Source organism: Pigmentiphaga sp. NML080357, assembly GCF_002188465.1.
Classification (GTDB): domain Bacteria; phylum Pseudomonadota; class Gammaproteobacteria; order Burkholderiales; family Burkholderiaceae_B; genus Pigmentiphaga.
This window is the reverse complement of sequence record NZ_NINW01000049.1, coordinates 252,781-268,441: the sequence shown is the minus strand read 5'-3', so window position 1 is coordinate 268,441 and position 15,661 is coordinate 252,781. Positions and strand designations below refer to the sequence as shown.

Sequence of the window (15,661 nt, the reverse complement as noted above, 5' to 3'; positions counted from 1 at the left end):
CGCCATGGGCCTCTTCGAACGGAACATCGTCCGCGCCCAGTCCATCGACGACCTGCGGGCGGCGGCGCGCCGCCGACTTCCCAGGCTGGTCTTCGACTTCTTCGACGGTGGCGCGGAAAACGAACTCACGCTGGCCGACAACCGCCAGGCATTCGAGCGCGTGCGGCTGCTGCCACGGGCCCTGGTGAATGTCGCCCAGGTCACTACCCAATGCACGGCACTGGGCGCGCCGGCCGGCTGCCCATTGGCCATCGCACCCACCGGCGGCGTGGGCTACGGGCGCCACGGCGGCGACCTCGCCATCGCCAAGGCGGCCGCGCACTACGGCATTCCCTATACGCTCTCGACCAGCGCCACCGCGTCGATCGAGGAAGTGGCGCGCATAGCGCCCGGTCGCCTGTGGTTCCAGGCCTACGTGCTGAAGAACCAGGATTTCTTCCACACGTTGATCGAGCGGGCGCGAGCCGCCGATTACGAAGCGCTGGTCATCACCGTCGACCTTCCGGTCGGCGGCAAGCGCGAACGCGACGTCCGCAACGGTTTCCGCACGCCGTTCCGGCTCACCCATCGCAGCTTCGGCGACGTCGCGGCCCACCCCCGCTGGGCGCTGGCGCTGCTGCGGCACGGCATGCCGGTGAACAAGAATCTGATCGGCCTGCAGCGCGACGTGACTTCGGTGGCTGGACTCGCCTCGGCAGTAGGGCGCAACTACGATCCCTCGTTCGACTGGGACCGGCTGGCGCAGGTCCGCGACCGCTGGCCGCGCAAGCTCATCGTCAAGGGCATCCTGCGGCCCGACGACGCCGACCGGCTCGTACGGCTGGGTGCCGACGCGGTGGTGGTCTCCAATCATGGCGGTCGCCAGCTCGACGGTGCGTGCGCCACACTTGACGCGCTTCCCGGCGTGGTGGAGGCCGTCGCAGGGCGCATCCCGGTCTGGCTCGACGGCGGCGTGCGACGCGGCGTGGACATCCTGAAGGCCCGCGCGCTGGGCGCCGAAGGCGTGCTGGTCGGCCGGGCGACGCTCTATGGCGCGGTCGCGGCCGGCGAAGCGGGGGCGCACCGCGCACTCCAGATATTGACCGAAGAACTGGTCCGCGCGATGAAGCTGTGCGGAGTAAGAAGCATCGAAGACATCGACGAAACATTGCTGGCGCAGCCCCGCCCCGCGCGGCCTATGCGCCTGGCCACACGGGAGGGACAGACATGCGTTGGATAAGGTTTACGGACACGTCCGGCACGCACTACGGCCTGGTCGAAGACGATCGGGTAAACCGGGTCGAGGGCTCGCCCTTCGACGGCTACACGCGCACGGGCGAGTGGACCAGCCTCGAAAGCGTGCAGCTGGAAGTACCGGTGATGCCGCGCACCTTCTATTGCGCCGGCCTCAACTACGCCGAGCACGCCATCGAGGCCGCCCGCAAGCGCGGCCAGGAACCGCAGTTGCCCAAGCAGGCGGACATCGGATACCGCGCCAATAACGCCCTCGTGCCGCACGGCCACGACGTGTTGATTCCGCCGGATGCGCGCACCATTCACTACGAAGGCGAACTGGTCGTGGTCATCGGCAAGAAGGCCCGCCACCTGACGCCGGAGCGGGCGCTGGATTGCGTGCTCGGCTACACCATAGGCAACGACGTCAGCGAGCGCAACTGGCAGAAGTCGGACCGCACATTCTGGCGCGCCAAGAACGCCGACACGTTCAAGCCCATGGGCCCGTGGATAGACACGGACTTCGACCCGAGTGCGGCACGGACCTGCGTGCGCGTCAACGGCAAGACCACCACCGAGTTCGCCACCGCGGCGATGATCTTCGACATTCCCACCTTCCTGTGCGCCATGACGAAATACCTGACCCTGTATCCCGGCGACGTCGTCTGGATGGGCACCGACGGCCAGTCGCCCGATTTGCGCGCGGGCGACGTGGTGGAGATCGAGATCACCGGGCTGGGCAAGCTGCGCAACACCTTCGTCCGAGGATGACGCCATGACGGATCTCGAACGTTGGGCCGCCGTGGCCGGCTGCCAGCAAGCCATCCATGGCTTCTATCTGGCGCTCGATGGCGGCGACTTCGATGCCGTCGCAGCCTGCATGGCGGATCGGGGAATCTGGCATCGCCAGGGCCGGACGCTGCAGGGCCCGGCCGAAGTCCGGCAGGCGCTCTCCGACCGACCCGCCGGACGCACCACGGCGCATCTGGTGCAGAACCTGGTGATCGACCTCGAGGCGCCGGACAGGGCGAGCGCCCGGTATATGACGCTGGTCTACCGCGTGGATGCGCCGGCCGTGCCGGCCGGTCCGGTCCCGCTGCCGCCGCCTTTGTCCATCTCGCTACACCACGAACGCCTTTCCCGGTCGCTGGATGGACGCTGGCTGGTGGAGGAAAAACGCGGCCAGCGCCGGTTCGGGGATTGAACGAAGCGCCCAAGGCCGGGGGCCGGGACAGGGCGCTCCCCGCATGCCGCAGCAAGATTTCGCTATTGCAGCGTGTTCTTCGCCTGCTGCAGCAACGCCTTGTACTGCGTGGTATCGCGCACCAGCAGCTCACGCAGCTCGGCCGGCGTAGTCGTCTTTACTTCCATACCCTGGGCCGCCAGCGTTTCGACGATCTTCTGGGACTTGCCGGCCTTGACCAGGGCTGCGTTCAGGCGCTCGACCACCTGCGCGGGCGTGCCCGCAGGCGCCAGCACGGCCTGCCAGGTTTCCGCCTGGAAACCTTTGAGTCCGCTTTCGTCGACGGTAGGGACATCGGGAGTGGCGGGCGTACGCCGGGTGCCGGTCGTCGCGATCAGCATCAGGCGGCCTTCGGCGACGTGCTCCATGTTGCCGACCAGGGAACTGAACATGACGTCCACGCGTCCGGCCAGCAGGTCCGCCATGGCCGGGCCCGTTCCCTTGTAGGGAACATGCACCATCTTGATCCCCGCCGCCTTGGCGAAAGCCTCGCCCGCCAGGTGCTGCGCCGAGCCGTTGCCCGATGAGGCGAAGTTCACCTTGCCCGGGTTGGCCTTGGCGTAGGCGATGAAATCCTTGACCGTGCGGATCTTCAGCCCGGGCGTCACCAGGATGCCGAGCGACTGCACGGTAGCCTGCCCGACTGGCTGGAAATCCGCGACGGGGTCGTAGGTCTTGGTGTCGTGCAGCAGCGGCGTAATGACAAAGGCATTGGTGCCGAAAAGCAATGTATAGCCGTCCGCGGCCGAGCGCTTGACCGACTCGGTCCCCACCAGGGTGCCGCCGCCGGCGCGGTTCTCCAGCACCACGGTCTGCCCCAGGTTTTCGGACATCTCCTGCGCGAACATCCGTCCCACGATGTCGGTGGCGCCCCCCGGCGCATAGGCCACGACCATGCGCAGCGGATGGGACGGAAAACCCTGCGCGCCGGCAGGCGCCGCAGCCCAGGGACCGACGGCGGCAAGAGCGAGCGCCAGCGCGGTCAACCGGCGGCGAGCGGGGGACGAAGGGGTCTTGATCATGCGTAGTCTCCGAATTCTTGGCGGCGCCCGAACCGCCGCTATGTGCGACCGCGTCGCACCGCGCCTGTACGGTGTCGAATGCGAAACAATGAGTGAGGGCATTATTCGTGCGCGCAGCCGGCTCAACAAGGCGGTAGTGCTAAATTTGAAATTTCCAAAAGAGAAACCGGCGAGGATAGGGACTTGGACCAGCTCAGTTGTCTGCGCATGTTCCTGGAGGTGGCCCGGCGCAACAGCTTCGCCGGCGCCGCGCAGCACTTCGGCGTCTCGCGCGCCACCTGCACCAAGCAGGTGGCCTGGCTCGAGCGGTCGCTGGGCGTCAAGCTGCTCAATCGCACGACCAAGCAACTGGGGCTGACGCCGGCCGGTCTGCAGGTACTGGAGAACGGTGGCGACCTGCTGCGGCGCTACGACGACCTGCGCGAATCCGTGCACGACTTGTCGCGCGACGTCTCGGGCGTGGTGCGGGTGGGCGTGCCGCCCGCCTTCGGCACTCAGCGCCTCTTGCCCGTGATCGGCGAATTCCACGAGCGCTACCCGGACGTCCAGATCGCGCTCAGCCTGCTCACGGTGCGCAAGCAGGAAACCTTCGTCGAGCAAGGTCTGGACGTAGGCATCATTATCGTGCCTGTGCTGAAGGACGCCAGCTTCATCGCCATTCCGCTGGCCGAGGCACGCCAGGCGCTGGTCGCCTCGCCGGCATATCTGGCCAAGACAGCGCCCTTGCAGCACCCTCGCGATCTCCAGCGCTGCAAGTGCCTGGTCAACTGGAACAAGTCGCCCACCGCCACCTGGAACTTCACCGGGCCCGATGGACCGGTCTCGGTCCGGGTCCAGGGGCCCCTTCGCTCGGATTTCGGCGATGCGCTCAAGGAGGCCGCGCTGGCCGGCATGGGCATCTCCATGCACCCTTACTACATGATCGCCGAGGAAATCGAGCGCGGCGAGCTGGAGGTCGTCCTGCCCGCCTACGTGCCCTCGGGCCTGGACGTCTACGCGATCTATTCGTCCCGCAAGAACCTGCCCATGCGAGTCCAGGTCTTTCTCGAGTTCCTGAAGGAATGGGCCAGGACGCCCAAGTCCTGGAGCAAGGGGATGGAATAGCGTCACCCTCCTTTATCGCGCCACCCCTTGACATTCCCGCCGCTTAGGCGCGTAATACATAGCTAGCTATGTATTAACGGAGACCGGCATGAATCCCTCCCCGCTTCGCGTCGTGGCCCTGGGCGGCACCACCCGCCCCGACTCGTCCACCGAGCGCGCGCTGCGCCACGCGCTGGACGCGGTCGCCGCCACCGGCGCGCAGGTCGTCCTGCTGGCGGGCGACGACCTGATCCTGCCCATGTACGCCCCGCACGATCCCAGCCGCACCCCGGCGGCGCTGCGCCTGGTGGCCGAACTGCGGCGGGCCGATGGCGTGATCATCGCTTCGCCGGGCTACCACGGCAGCCTGTCGGGCCTGGTCAAGAACGCGCTCGACTACACCGAGGACCTGCGCACCGACGCCCGTCCCTACCTGAGCGGACGCGCCGTGGGCTGCATCGCCAACGCGGCCGGCTGGCAAGGCGCCGTCACCACGCTCAGCGCGCTGCGCGACATCGTGCACGCGCTGCGGGGCTGGCCGACGCCGCTGGGCGTCTGCATAGGCGGCACCGAGCCGGCGTTCGCGCCCGACGGCCGCTGCATCGATGCCCGCGTGGACGAACAGCTGCGCACGCTGGGCCGGGAGGTCTCCGAATTCGCCCATCGCATGCGCGCGCAGCAGCCCTGCCCCAGTACCGCGGTACGCGCCGCCGCCTGAAGCGGCGCGGCCCCATCAATCCATCAAGGAGGACATCCATGACCGCAATGGACGCGTCAACCCTGCGCATACGCGATACCGCGCTGCGCGTCTCGCGCGCCGGCAAAGGCCAGCCGCTCCTGTTCCTGCACGGCCCCGGCGGCCTGGCCGAATCGCAGGCCGTGCTGCCGGCGCTGGCCGAGCACTACGACTGCCATGCGCCGGAGCACCCCGGCTACGGCGGCAGCGCAGTTCCCGCGTGGCTGGACAACGTGCGCGATCTCGCCAACTTCTACCTGGACTACATCGACCAGCAAAAGCTCCAGGGCGTGCACCTGGTGGGCTATGACCTGGGCGGCTGGATCGCCGCCGAACTGGCGGTGCGCAACAGCCATGCGCTGGCCTCGCTCACGCTGATCTCGGCCCAGGGCATCTACGTGCCGGGCGTGCCCACGGTGGACGTCTTCCTGCGCACGGACGACGACCTGGTGCGCGACACCTACCACGACCCGGCGCTGGCCGCGCGCCTGCTCGAGCGCACGCCTTCCGAGGAAGAGCTGGACGTGGCCGTGCGCAACAAGGAAATCACGGCCCGCCTGACCTGGCAGCCGCGCGGCCACGATCCCGACCTGGCCAAGTGGCTGCATCGCATCGCCGTGCCCACGCTGGTGGTATGGGGCGCGAACGACCGCATCCTGCCCGCCGAGTACGGCCGCTCCTGGCGCGACCGCATCGCGCGCGCCACGCTGGCCGAGATGGGAGATTGCGGCCACGCGCCCCACCTGGAACGCACGGCCGAGACCGTGGCCGCGCTGACACGATTCACCGCCTCGATCGGGAGCCCCGCATGAAGTTCTTCAATTTCCACCTGATGCCCTATCGCCATGCGGACCTGGAAGCGATCCAGAAGAACGGCTCGGCATGGGTGACGTTTTCCAACAGCCACTACGATCCCAAGCTGGGCGCGGAGCTCTATCACGAGTACCTGGACCAGATGGAATACGCCGACCAGCTCGGCTTCGACGGCGTGTGCCTGAACGAGCACCACCAGACGGCGTACGGCCTGATGCCCATTCCCGGGGTGCTGGCGGGCGCGCTGGCGCGCAGCGTCAAGCGCGCCCGCATCGCCGTGCTGGGCCGCGCGCTGCCGCTGTTGAACAACCCGCTGATGGTGGCCGAAGAGTTCGCCATGCTGGACAACCTGACGCGCGGGCGTTTCATCGCCGGCTTCGTGCGCGGCATCGGCGCCGAGTACCACGCCATGGGCATCAACCCGGCCGAGTCGCAGGCGCGTTTCGCCGAGGCGCACGACCTCATCGTGCGGGCATGGACCGAACCCGGCCCCTTCTCGTACACGGGCAAGCACTACCAGTTCCAGTACGTGAATCCGTGGCCGCGGCCCTACCAGGACCCGCATCCGCCGATCTGGGTGCCTTCGCAGGGATCGAGCAGCACCATCCGCTGGGCCGCGGGGCTGCGCTACACCTACTGCCAGACCCTCAGCCCCATCGCCACGGTGAAGAAGTTCTTCGACATGTACCGCGAGGAAGCGCGCAAGGCCGGCTACGAGGCCAGCCGCGACCAGCTCGCCTGGTCCAACTGCATCTACGTGGCCGAGACCGACGAACGCGCGATGGCCGAAGCCAAGCCGCACCTGGAAGCGCTGATGACGCGGCTCCTGAAGATGCCGATGGAAATGCTGCTGCCGCCGGGCTACACCAACATCGAAGCGATGAAGCGGATCAAGTCCACGCGCGCGGTCGGCTCCAAGCCGCAGTCGGTGGAAGACCTGGTCAAGTCGGGCCTGGTCATCATCGGCAGCCCGGCCACGGTGCGCGAGAAGCTGGCCGAATACGAAGACCTGGCGGGTTTCGGCACGACGCTCACCAAGACCCAGTTCGGCACCATGCCCGACGACATGGTGCGCGCCAACATGCAGGCCATCGCCCAGGAGATCATTCCCCACTTCAAAGACGCCGCCTGAGCTCGATCGAGCGGCCATTGCCACCCAAGGAGGAGACACACATGGCTTTCACGCTACCGCGCGGCTTCGCGCCATGGCTTGCGCTCGCGGGCATGCTGCTGGCGCCCGCCGTCCACGCCGACACCGCCGCCGGCTACCCCGAGCGGCCGGTCAAGCTCGCGCTGCCGTTCCCGCCCGGCGGATCCGCCGACACCATCACCCGCAGCATGGCCGAACGGCTGCAGGCGCAACTGCGCCAGCCCTTCCTGATCGAGAACCGGCCCGGCGCGGCGGGCAACCTCGCCACCCGCTACATCGCCAAGGCGCCGGCCGACGGCTACAACCTGCTGGTCGGCGTGACCGGCGCGATGGCCATCAACCCTAACCTCTACAGCCTCGACTACGAGCCCGCCAAGGACTTCGTGGCCGTCTCCATGGTGGCGCGCGCGCCGGTCGTCGTGGTGGCCGATCCGCAGGCCGGCATAGGCAGCATCAAGCAGTTGATCGAACAGGCCAAGGCCAAGCCCGGCATGCTGACCTACGCCACCAACGGCGTGGGCACCAGCCATCACCTGGCGGCCGAGCTGTTCCGGCAGGCGGCCGGCCTCGACATGCGCAACGTGCCCTACAAGGGCACGCCGGAAGCCCTGCAGGACATCATCGGCGGCCGCGTGCCGATCGGCTTCATGGACCTGACCGCTTCCATTCCGCTGGTCGCCTCGGGCAAACTGAAGGCGCTGGCCACCACCGGCACGAAACGCTCGCCCGCGCTTCCGGACGTGCCCACCGTCGCCGAAGCCGGCGTGCCAGGGTTCGCGGCCGATACCTGGGTGGGCATCTTCGCGCCCAAGGACACGCCGCGGCCCATCGTGGAAAAACTGAGCACTGAAATCAGGACCGCGCTGGCCCTGCCCGAACTGCGCGCGCGTGCGCAGACCCAGGGGCTGGAAGTGGCCGGCAGCACCCCGGCCGAACTGCAGCAATTCCTGCAGGAGGAGTCGGTGAAGTGGAAACGGGTGGTGAGCGAGGCGGGGATCAAGCTGCAGTAGCGCGAAGCCATTGCTGGCCCGGGGCGCGCATGCCGCGGGCCGCGAGAGGCGGCACACGGTGCCGCCTTATTTATCTTCCAGGTTCTCGATCATCTTCGCGCCGATGCGCAGGAACTCGGCGACTTCGTCCTCGGTCAGCTCCGCGCACGCGTCCTTGTAGACCTCCTGCGCCGAGTCGGTCATCAAGGCAAGCATCTCCTTGCCCCGCTCCGTCAGCGACACGAGGCGCCGGCGCGCATCCTGTTCGTCCGATACGCGCTCGATCAGGCCGTTCTTCTCCATGCGCGTGAGCGTCGCCGCCATCGAAGGCTGCTCGACGCCGACCATGCGCGCCAATTCCATCTGGGTGGAGACCTCGACGTCGCGCAGGCAGCGCAGCACCGGGAACTGGCCCGGCATGACGCCGTGCGGGCCGGTCAATTGGGCAAGGCGCCAGACGATGCGTCGGTTCAGCGTGCCGACGACGAAACCGAGGCTTTGCGTGCGTATGTTCATGAGTGCGGAAAACAGCGGCGGAGCGGGAAAGGTAGCACAACTCCAGCCTCGCTTTTGCTCGAAAACCGCCGATCCGCCTCGCCGCCGGGGCCCGCCCCGGGCCCCGTCACACCACCGCACTTTCCTAGCGCGCGCCGCCCTCTTCCGCTTCCAGCAGCTGCTTGACGATGCGCCGTGCCCGGACCGCCGCCGTATCGATGGGCAGCAGGATGGGCTTCAGGCTCATCAGGTCGGTCGTGCCCATGGCCCGCTGCACGGCCTCCAGCATCGGCTTGTCCTGCTCGCCGAAGCCCACCCGCTGCCAGTGCGCGATGGCCTCGTCCATCTCCTCGTCGGCCACGCGAAAGTTCCTGCTGTGCGCGAAGAAGTAGTGCGTGGAGGTCTCGGTCTCGGGCGTCAGGATGTGGGCGGTGAAGCTCTGCCCCCCTTCCTCCCTGGGCCGGCCGGCGGGCGTGATGCCCGTGTCGAGGCGCAGCAGGCAGGGCGGATCCCAGCGCATGTCCATCCATTGATCGACCGGCGATCGGCCGTCGTAGCCGGGAATGCGCTTGGCGAACATCGGCGAGGCCGCGCCGTCGGGGCACCACAGGTTGCTGTGCACGGTGTGCCCGCTCTGCGTGACCTCGTGCCGCCCCTTCAGGATGGCCTCGCTGAAGTGGAAATTGGTGTGGACGAACTGGGTATGGCTGAGGTCGAGGAGATTGTCCGTCTCCAAGAGGTAATTGGCCTGCACGTGCAGATAGCCGTCGACGCGGCGCCGCGCCGGATCGTCCAGGAACGAAAAATCCGGAATCGCCGACGCGTCGGCCAGCGACGGCTCGCCCAGCCATATCCACAGCAGGGTGTATTTCTCGACAACGGGGAAGGCGCGCACCTCGGCCGCCTGGGGAATCCGGCCATCGCCATGCGGATTGCCCACGCACTTTCCGCTACCGTCGAACCGCAAGCCGTGATAGCCGCATTCGATGGCATCGCCGGCGATCCGGCCGCGGCTGAGCGGCGCGAAACGGTGCGGGCATCGGTCATGCAGGGCGACGGGCGTGCCGTCCTCCCTCCTGTAGATGACCACCGGCGTATCGGCAATGCGGCGAGCCAGCATGCCGGCGTCGATGTCGCCGGCCCATCCCGCCATGTACCAGGTGTTGCGCAAGAACATGTACCGCTCCAGATCAGTCAACCTTGATGCCGAGTTTCTTCACCGTCGTTCCGTACTCCTCGTACTGCGACGCGAAGAAGCGCAGGAACGCCTGCCTGTCCAGCCCTCCCGGCTCGACGCCCAGCTGGGCAATGCGCCGCCGCGTGTCCGGATCCGCCAGCGTGGCCTCGCCCGCGGCGGCCAGCTTCGAGACGGCGCCCCTGGGCGTGCCGGCCGGGGCAAAAAGCCCGAACCATTGCGTCATCTGCACGGATGCGTAGCCCGCTTCGACGGTGGTGGGCAGCTCGGCCAGGAAATCCGTCCGCTTCTGCGCCGTAACCGCCAGCGCCTTGAGCTTGCCCGAGCGGATGTAGGTAACGGTCGAGGCAATGGGCAGGACCGAGAAATCGAGCCGGCCCGCGACCAGGTCATTGATGATGGCGGGCTCGCTCTTGTAGGCAATTTCGGTAACGGGCAGCGACGCCGCGCGCCCGAATAGCTGCGACACGATGTTCGTCGTCGCCCCCGTTCCCAGCGACCCGAAGTTGATCGGCCGGCCGGCCTTGCCTGCCGCGTCGACGAAGTCGCGCAAGTTGCTGGCCTCGGTGTTGGCGGACACCAGGAAGACGTTCGGCGACGACGCGACGTAGGCCAGGGCGACGAAATCCTTCCTGGCGTCGTAGGGCACGCTGGCGTACACGTGCGGGTTGATGGCCATCACGCCCGAGCTTCCCAGCATCACCGTGTAGCCGTCCGGCGCCGCGTGCGCGGTGGCCCGTGCCGCGATGAATCCGCTCGCGCCCACGCGGTTCTCGACGATGACACTCTGCCCCAGGCGCGGTGCCATGCCTTGCGCCAGGATCCTGCCCAGCAGGTCCGCCTGGCTGCCCGGCGCATTGGCCACGTAGATCGATACCGGCCGCGCCGGGAACTCATCGCCGCGCACCGGCCCGGCCAGCGCGCCCAAACAGGCGGCCGCACACGCCGCATGCACCATGCCTCGTTTCCACATGTCTCCATCCCCTCTTGTCGGCTTCTGTCGGGTGAGAAAACATGCTATTGGTGTGAGCAGAATTGCTCAAACAAATTCTCATCATGGCCACTATTGACGATATAGATGTTATGACCGGACGGCTGGACCTGAACCTGTTGCGGGTCTTCACCGCGGTGATGCAAGAACGCAGCATCACCCTGGCAGGATCGCGGCTCGGCCTCACTCAATCGGCCACCAGCGCGGCCCTCAATCGCCTGCGCCAGCAATTGAACGACCCGTTGTTCGTGCGGACGCGGCAAGGCATGGAGCCCACCAGCCTGGCCATCGCACTGGCGGCGCCCGTCGGGAACGCGCTCGGGTTGATCAGGGACGCGCTCGAGGAATCGCGCGGCTTCGATGCGCGATCGACGGTGCGGGAGTTCCGGCTATTGATGACGGACGTCGGCGAACTGATGTTCCTGCCGCGCTTGACCGCATGGGCCCACGAGCATGCACCCGGCGTGCGCTTGAGCTGCCGGCAGGTGCCGCGCGACCAGTACGGCGCCGAACTCGAGACCGGCGGCGCCGACCTGGCCCTGGGCATGCTGCCGCTGGGCGAGCGCGATTTCGTGCAGCAGCGGCTCAAGGACGAAACCCTGGTCTGCCTGGCCTCGGCCCGCAATCCGGTCGCGCGCAAGCGCCTGACGATGGAGGCCTTCCTGTCCTTGCCGCACGTCGTCATCCGCGCGCCCGCCATGGGGGACCGCTTCGTCGTCAAGGCGCTGGGCGAGCGGGCCAGCCGGCGCAAGATCGTGGCGGAGGTGCAGCACTACCTCTCGGTGCCGATGATCCTGCGCGACAGCCCCTTTCTTGCCGTGGTCTCCACGTCCGTGGCGGAAGCGCTGGCCGCGCCGAACCAGCTTGCCGCCATGCCGCTGCCCTTCAAGCTTGCGCCGCTGGCGATCCGGCAGTTCTGGCACAAGCGATGGAACAACGATCCGGGACACCGGTGGTTGAGGAATGGGATCGCGGGGCTTTTTGGCAGGCAGGCGCGCCAGTAGATTCCGATCGCCTTCCGGCCGCAGCGAGGCCGTCGGGCGAACGAAGCTTCCCGCTGCGCCGAGCCGGGAGAATCAGCTCGTCACGTGCGACATCACCAGCGAACGCAGCAGATGCAGCCGCCCCGAGAAGAAATGATCCGCGTTCGGGATCACCACCACCGGCTGGCCCTGGGGCCGCGCCCAATCGAAGATCGCGGCGAGCGGCACGCGCTCGTCGAGCTCGCCGTGAACGACTAGCGCATCCGGAATCTCCGCAGGAGGCTCGTACGGGCCGCGCCCTTCGACCTCCCCATAAGGCATCCCCGCCAGGCACACCCGCCATGCCGGTTCGCCACGTTCGGCCAGCGCCCGGGCCACCCTGGCCTGCACGAAGGCGCCGAAAGAAAAACCGACCAAGACCAGCCGCGTGCCTGGATACGTGTTGCGCAGCGTGTCGCATAGCGCGAGCAGGTCGTCTGTCTCTCCCTGGCCGCCGTCGTGCGTGCCGGCGCTTTGTCCGACTCCCCGGAAGTTCGGACGCGCGGCCAGCCATCCCGCGTCGCACAGCGCCCGCGCCAGGAAGTGGGGAATCTTGTGCCTGGCGCTCCCGCCCAGCAGCGGCTGGGGGTGGGCCACCACGGCGATTCCCGCGATGGCCGCGTCCGGAAGGTCGAACACGACCTCCATCTTTCCCACGGGACCGTCCAGGAGCCGGGTGCCGCTTTTGTCCAGTTCGAGCTTCTTCATAAGCTGCAAATCATAACGCCGCAGGCAGGGCGCATCGCTGGCCGCGCGCCACCGGCCGCGGACATGTTCCGTCCCTTCGATCCGCTGGCGCAACGGGCGGTATCATCGACATACCTTCCGGGCAACGAGCGCGAGCCCCCTGCGCGCGCTGCGCGGGATCCTGAGTACCTCGACCATCGTACCTTTTCACAGAGAAGCCCATGAGACTCGAATCCCTGCTCGGCACACGATATCCGGTCATCCAGGCGCCCATGGCCCTTGGCCAGACCAGCGCGCTGGCCATCGCGGCGTCGAATGCCGGCGGCCTGGGCTCGCTGGCCTGTGCGACCCTGACGACCGAGACCCTGCGCGGGGAGCTGCAAGCCATGCGCGCCGGCACCGACCAGCCTTACAACGTCAACTTCTTCTGCCATACACCGCCCGAGCCGGATGCGGACCGCGAAGCTGCCTGGCGCAAGGCGCTCGCCCCTTATTTCGCGGAGTACGGAATCGACCCGGCCACGATACCCGCCGGACCGGGCCGCGAACCCTTCACCCATCAGGTTGCGGACATCGTCGAAGCATTCCGGCCACCCGTCGTGAGCTTTCATTTCGGGCTGCCGCCGCCTGAGTTGCTCGATCGCGTGAAATCCTGGGGGTCCAAGGTGCTGGCGTCGGCCACGACGGTGGAAGAGGCCGTCTGGCTGGAACGAAACGGCGCCGATGCCATCGTCGCCCAGGGCAATGAGGCGGGCGGCCATCGCGGCATGTTCCTTACCGACGATATCGACACCCAGATCGGGACATTCGCGCTGCTGCCCCAAGTCGTGGCGGCCGTCCGCGTGCCGGTCATCGCCGCCGGAGGCATCGCCGACGCCCGCGGCGTGGCGGCCGCGCACGCGCTGGGCGCCAGCGGGGTGCAGATCGGCACAGCGTTCCTGCTATGCCCCGAAGCCACCAGCAACCCGGTTCACCGGGCCGCGATCAAGCGCGGCGCCGCGCACACCGCGCTCACCAATCTGTTTACCGGACGCCCGGCGCGGGGCATCGTCAATCGCCTCATGAAAGAGCTGGGCCCCATCAGCCCGGCTGCTCCGGCCTTTCCGTTGGCCACCTCCGCCATCGCCCCATTGCGCGCCAAGGCCGAAGCCAAGGGGCTGGACGACTTTTCTCCGCTATGGTGCGGCCAGAATGCCAGTGCTTGCCGCGAGGTGCCCGCGGCGCAGTTGCTGCGCGAATTCGCCGACGCGTGGCGCCAAGCCGCAAGCAGGTAGCGCTTGCGCCAAGCGCAGGCCTTCTGCGGAAATCACCAGCACGAAGCGCCGGCGGGCGTGGACCAAATCGTCCTCGTCCCGCTCCGGTTGCCGCCGTTTTGCGGGGATACTTCGGTCTTTTCACCGCCCCCGCCCACCATGACCCTCGCCGTCCTCGCCAGTTGCGCGCTTACGGGCATCGATGCGCCGCCCGTGCGCGTCGAGGTCCATCTCGCGCCCGGCCTGCCCTCGTTCACCATGGTCGGCCTGGCCGATACCGAAGTCCGCGAAAGCCGCGAACGCGTGCGCGCGGCGCTGCTCAGCTCGGGCTACGAATTCCCGGCGGGCCGGGTCACGGTCAATCTCGCGCCGGCCGACCTGCCGAAGGAATCCGGGCGTTTCGATCTGCCGATCGCGATAGGCGTACTGCTGGCATCGGGGCAGGTCGCCATGCCTGCGCTGGCGGCCCGCAAGGGCCGCGACGGTTCCACCGCGCCCCTCTCGCGATGGGTGCTGGCAGGCGAACTTTCGCTTACCGGCGCGCTGGTGCCCATAGCCGGCGCGCTGGCCATTGCGCTATCGATATCGCGCCGCCAGCCGGATGCCGACCTGCTCCTGCCCGCCGCCAGCGCCCGGTTGGCGGCGCGCGTGCCGGGGCTGCGCATCTATGGCGCGGCCACGCTGCAGGACGTCGTCGCGCAGCTGGAAGAAAAGGCGGATCTGGGCATGGCCGCCGCCGCGCCCGACACGGCCACGTCGGATCCGCCCTGCCTGGCCGACGTCAGGGGCCAGTACGGGGCACGCCGGGCGCTCGAAGTGGCCGCGGCGGGCGGGCACAACCTGCTGATGCTCGGCCCGCCCGGTTCGGGCAAGAGCATGCTGGCCCAACGCCTGCCCGGCCTCCTGCCGCCACTGCGCCACGACGAGGCGCTCGAGGCCGCGGCCATCGCCGGCCTGGCACCGGGCCCGCCCGCGCCCTTCGGCCTGCGGCCCTTCCGCGCGCCGCACCACTCGATCTCGGCTTCGGCCCTGGTCGGCGGAGGATCACGGCCTCGCCCGGGCGAGATCACCTTCGCGCACTTGGGCGTACTGTTTCTCGACGAGTTGCCCGAATTCGGCCGGCATGTGCTCGAGACCTTGCGCGAGCCGCTGGAAACCGGGCGGGTCTCGATCGCGCGCACCTTGCATCGCACCGACTACCCCGCCCGCTTCCAATTGGTGGCGGCCATGAACCCCTGCCGCTGCGGATGGCACGGCAGTACCGTTCGCGCGTGCCGCTGCACGCCCGACCAGGTCGCCGCCTACCGCGGACGGCTGTCCGGTCCCTTGCTCGACCGCATCGATCTGCAGGTGGAAGTCCCCGCCGCTCCCGACGACTGGGCCGATCTTCCGCCGGGCGAGCCGACGGCCGCCGTCCGCCAACGTGTCGAAGCCGCGCTGGCACTGCAGTACGACCGCCAGGGTTGCGCGAATGCCGCGCTGTCGCCGGGACAGGTCGACGCCTATTGCCGCCCCGACGCCGGGGCGCGGGCATTGTGGAAACAGGCGATGAAGCAGTTTGCCTGGTCGGCGCGCACGGCGCACCGGGTGCTTAAAGTGGCGCGGACGGTGGCGGACCTGGCGGGAGCGGCGGAGATCGATGGCATGCATATGGCGGAGGCTGTGCAGTTTCGCAGGCCGCTACGGGAGCAGTCGTAGCCGCAAGTGCGTCACTCTCCTGCCGGTATGTAAAAATCGACCGACAGGTGCGTTGCCACGGAGCTGCAAGAA

The 15,661-nt window shown here is 68.1% G+C and carries 16 protein-coding genes; 11 read left to right on the top strand and 5 right to left on the bottom strand.

The window, feature by feature from the left end; genetic code table 11:
• Positions 1–4: 4 nt before the first annotated feature.
• From CDO44_RS23710 to CDO44_RS23700, 3 genes are read left to right on the top strand one after another with little or no spacing between them, the layout of a single operon-like run.
• On the top strand, positions 5–1,219 hold the full coding sequence (locus CDO44_RS23710; RefSeq protein WP_087782709.1) for an alpha-hydroxy acid oxidase: 1,215 nt from the start codon (positions 5–7) through the stop codon (positions 1,217–1,219).
• Positions 1,207–1,983: a fumarylacetoacetate hydrolase family protein gene (locus CDO44_RS23705; protein WP_087782708.1), complete on the top strand. Its 777-nt coding sequence runs from the start codon at positions 1,207–1,209 to the stop codon at positions 1,981–1,983. The genes CDO44_RS23710 and CDO44_RS23705 overlap by 13 nt, the downstream gene beginning before the upstream one ends.
• Before the next feature lie 4 nt (positions 1,984–1,987).
• Positions 1,988–2,416, top strand: coding sequence for a nuclear transport factor 2 family protein (locus CDO44_RS23700; RefSeq protein ID WP_087782707.1), 429 nt, complete (start codon positions 1,988–1,990; stop codon positions 2,414–2,416).
• A gap of 62 nt (positions 2,417–2,478) precedes the next feature.
• On the opposite strand, the gene CDO44_RS23695 is transcribed toward CDO44_RS23700, so the two are convergent.
• Entirely contained in the window at positions 2,479–3,477 is a 999-nt protein-coding gene (locus CDO44_RS23695) for a tripartite tricarboxylate transporter substrate binding protein (RefSeq protein ID WP_158213416.1), read from the bottom strand.
• Positions 3,478–3,660: 183 nt separating this feature from the next.
• Between CDO44_RS23695 and CDO44_RS23690 the strand changes: the two genes are divergently transcribed.
• The 5 genes from CDO44_RS23690 (at position 3,661) to CDO44_RS23670 (ending at position 8,269) form a co-directional block, all read left to right on the top strand.
• Positions 3,661–4,581 (top strand): LysR family transcriptional regulator, encoded by a 921-nt coding sequence (locus CDO44_RS23690; RefSeq protein ID WP_144389582.1) that lies wholly within the window; start codon positions 3,661–3,663, stop codon positions 4,579–4,581.
• An 88-nt stretch (positions 4,582–4,669) separates the two neighbouring features.
• Positions 4,670–5,278: an NADPH-dependent FMN reductase gene (locus CDO44_RS23685; RefSeq protein ID WP_087782704.1), complete on the top strand. Its 609-nt coding sequence runs from the start codon at positions 4,670–4,672 to the stop codon at positions 5,276–5,278.
• Between the two features lie 38 nt (positions 5,279–5,316).
• Complete coding sequence (locus CDO44_RS23680) at positions 5,317–6,108, top strand: alpha/beta fold hydrolase (protein ID WP_087782703.1); 792 nt, start codon at positions 5,317–5,319, stop codon at positions 6,106–6,108.
• The gene (locus CDO44_RS23675) at positions 6,105–7,241 is read left to right on the top strand and encodes an LLM class flavin-dependent oxidoreductase (RefSeq protein WP_087782702.1); all 1,137 of its coding nucleotides are present in this window, start codon (positions 6,105–6,107) and stop codon (positions 7,239–7,241) included. The genes CDO44_RS23680 and CDO44_RS23675 overlap by 4 nt, the downstream gene beginning before the upstream one ends.
• Positions 7,242–7,282: 41 nt before the next feature.
• A complete protein-coding gene (locus CDO44_RS23670) occupies positions 7,283–8,269 on the top strand; it encodes a tripartite tricarboxylate transporter substrate binding protein (RefSeq protein WP_087782701.1) in 987 nt (328 codons plus the stop codon).
• Between the two features lie 66 nt (positions 8,270–8,335).
• Here CDO44_RS23670 and CDO44_RS23665 read toward each other — a convergent pair whose 3' ends face one another.
• From CDO44_RS23665 to CDO44_RS23655, 3 genes are all read right to left on the bottom strand, one after another.
• Positions 8,336–8,764 (bottom strand): MarR family winged helix-turn-helix transcriptional regulator, encoded by a 429-nt coding sequence (locus tag CDO44_RS23665; protein WP_087782700.1) that lies wholly within the window; start codon positions 8,762–8,764, stop codon positions 8,336–8,338.
• Between the two features lie 124 nt (positions 8,765–8,888).
• Positions 8,889–9,920, bottom strand: a complete 1,032-nt coding sequence (locus CDO44_RS23660; protein ID WP_087782699.1) for an aromatic ring-hydroxylating dioxygenase subunit alpha — start codon at positions 9,918–9,920, stop codon at positions 8,889–8,891.
• Between the two features lie 13 nt (positions 9,921–9,933).
• On the bottom strand, positions 9,934–10,911 hold the full coding sequence (locus tag CDO44_RS23655; protein ID WP_087782698.1) for a tripartite tricarboxylate transporter substrate binding protein: 978 nt from the start codon (positions 10,909–10,911) through the stop codon (positions 9,934–9,936).
• Between the two features lie 110 nt (positions 10,912–11,021).
• On the opposite strand from CDO44_RS23655, the gene CDO44_RS23650 reads away from it, so the two are divergent.
• Entirely contained in the window at positions 11,022–11,933 is a 912-nt protein-coding gene (locus CDO44_RS23650; RefSeq protein ID WP_158213415.1) for a LysR family transcriptional regulator, read from the top strand.
• 72 nt (positions 11,934–12,005) lie between these two features.
• Here CDO44_RS23650 and CDO44_RS23645 read toward each other — a convergent pair whose 3' ends face one another.
• Complete coding sequence (locus tag CDO44_RS23645; protein ID WP_087783091.1) at positions 12,006–12,659, bottom strand: alpha/beta hydrolase; 654 nt, start codon at positions 12,657–12,659, stop codon at positions 12,006–12,008.
• A gap of 200 nt (positions 12,660–12,859) precedes the next feature.
• Here CDO44_RS23645 and CDO44_RS23640 point away from each other — a divergent pair, with 200 nt between their 5' ends.
• Complete coding sequence (locus CDO44_RS23640) at positions 12,860–13,912, top strand: nitronate monooxygenase family protein (RefSeq protein WP_087782696.1); 1,053 nt, start codon at positions 12,860–12,862, stop codon at positions 13,910–13,912.
• Between the two features lie 138 nt (positions 13,913–14,050).
• Positions 14,051–15,589: a YifB family Mg chelatase-like AAA ATPase gene (locus tag CDO44_RS23635; protein WP_087782695.1), complete on the top strand. Its 1,539-nt coding sequence runs from the start codon at positions 14,051–14,053 to the stop codon at positions 15,587–15,589.
• The last annotated feature ends 72 nt before the right edge of the window (positions 15,590–15,661 follow it).

What these genes read in the sequence shown, in the direction of transcription:
- CDO44_RS23710 (WP_087782709.1), top strand. Translation starts at nt 5, where the DNA reads ATGGGCCTCTTCGAACGGAACATCGTCCGCGCCCAGTCCATCGACGAC.
- CDO44_RS23705 (WP_087782708.1), top strand. Translation starts at nt 1,207, where the DNA reads ATGCGTTGGATAAGGTTTACGGACACGTCCGGCACGCACTACGGCCTG.
- CDO44_RS23700 (WP_087782707.1), top strand. Translation starts at nt 1,988, where the DNA reads ATGACGGATCTCGAACGTTGGGCCGCCGTGGCCGGCTGCCAGCAAGCC.
- CDO44_RS23695 (WP_158213416.1), bottom strand. Translation starts at nt 3,477, where the DNA reads ATGATCAAGACCCCTTCGTCCCCCGCTCGCCGCCGGTTGACCGCGCTG.
- CDO44_RS23685 (WP_087782704.1), top strand. Translation starts at nt 4,670, where the DNA reads ATGAATCCCTCCCCGCTTCGCGTCGTGGCCCTGGGCGGCACCACCCGC.
- CDO44_RS23680 (WP_087782703.1), top strand. Translation starts at nt 5,317, where the DNA reads ATGACCGCAATGGACGCGTCAACCCTGCGCATACGCGATACCGCGCTG.
- CDO44_RS23675 (WP_087782702.1), top strand. Translation starts at nt 6,105, where the DNA reads ATGAAGTTCTTCAATTTCCACCTGATGCCCTATCGCCATGCGGACCTG.
- CDO44_RS23670 (WP_087782701.1), top strand. Translation starts at nt 7,283, where the DNA reads ATGGCTTTCACGCTACCGCGCGGCTTCGCGCCATGGCTTGCGCTCGCG.
- CDO44_RS23665 (WP_087782700.1), bottom strand. Translation starts at nt 8,764, where the DNA reads ATGAACATACGCACGCAAAGCCTCGGTTTCGTCGTCGGCACGCTGAAC.
- CDO44_RS23660 (WP_087782699.1), bottom strand. Translation starts at nt 9,920, where the DNA reads ATGTTCTTGCGCAACACCTGGTACATGGCGGGATGGGCCGGCGACATC.
- CDO44_RS23655 (WP_087782698.1), bottom strand. Translation starts at nt 10,911, where the DNA reads ATGTGGAAACGAGGCATGGTGCATGCGGCGTGTGCGGCCGCCTGTTTG.
- CDO44_RS23650 (WP_158213415.1), top strand. Translation starts at nt 11,022, where the DNA reads ATGACCGGACGGCTGGACCTGAACCTGTTGCGGGTCTTCACCGCGGTG.
- CDO44_RS23645 (WP_087783091.1), bottom strand. Translation starts at nt 12,659, where the DNA reads ATGAAGAAGCTCGAACTGGACAAAAGCGGCACCCGGCTCCTGGACGGT.
- CDO44_RS23640 (WP_087782696.1), top strand. Translation starts at nt 12,860, where the DNA reads ATGAGACTCGAATCCCTGCTCGGCACACGATATCCGGTCATCCAGGCG.
- CDO44_RS23635 (WP_087782695.1), top strand. Translation starts at nt 14,051, where the DNA reads ATGACCCTCGCCGTCCTCGCCAGTTGCGCGCTTACGGGCATCGATGCG.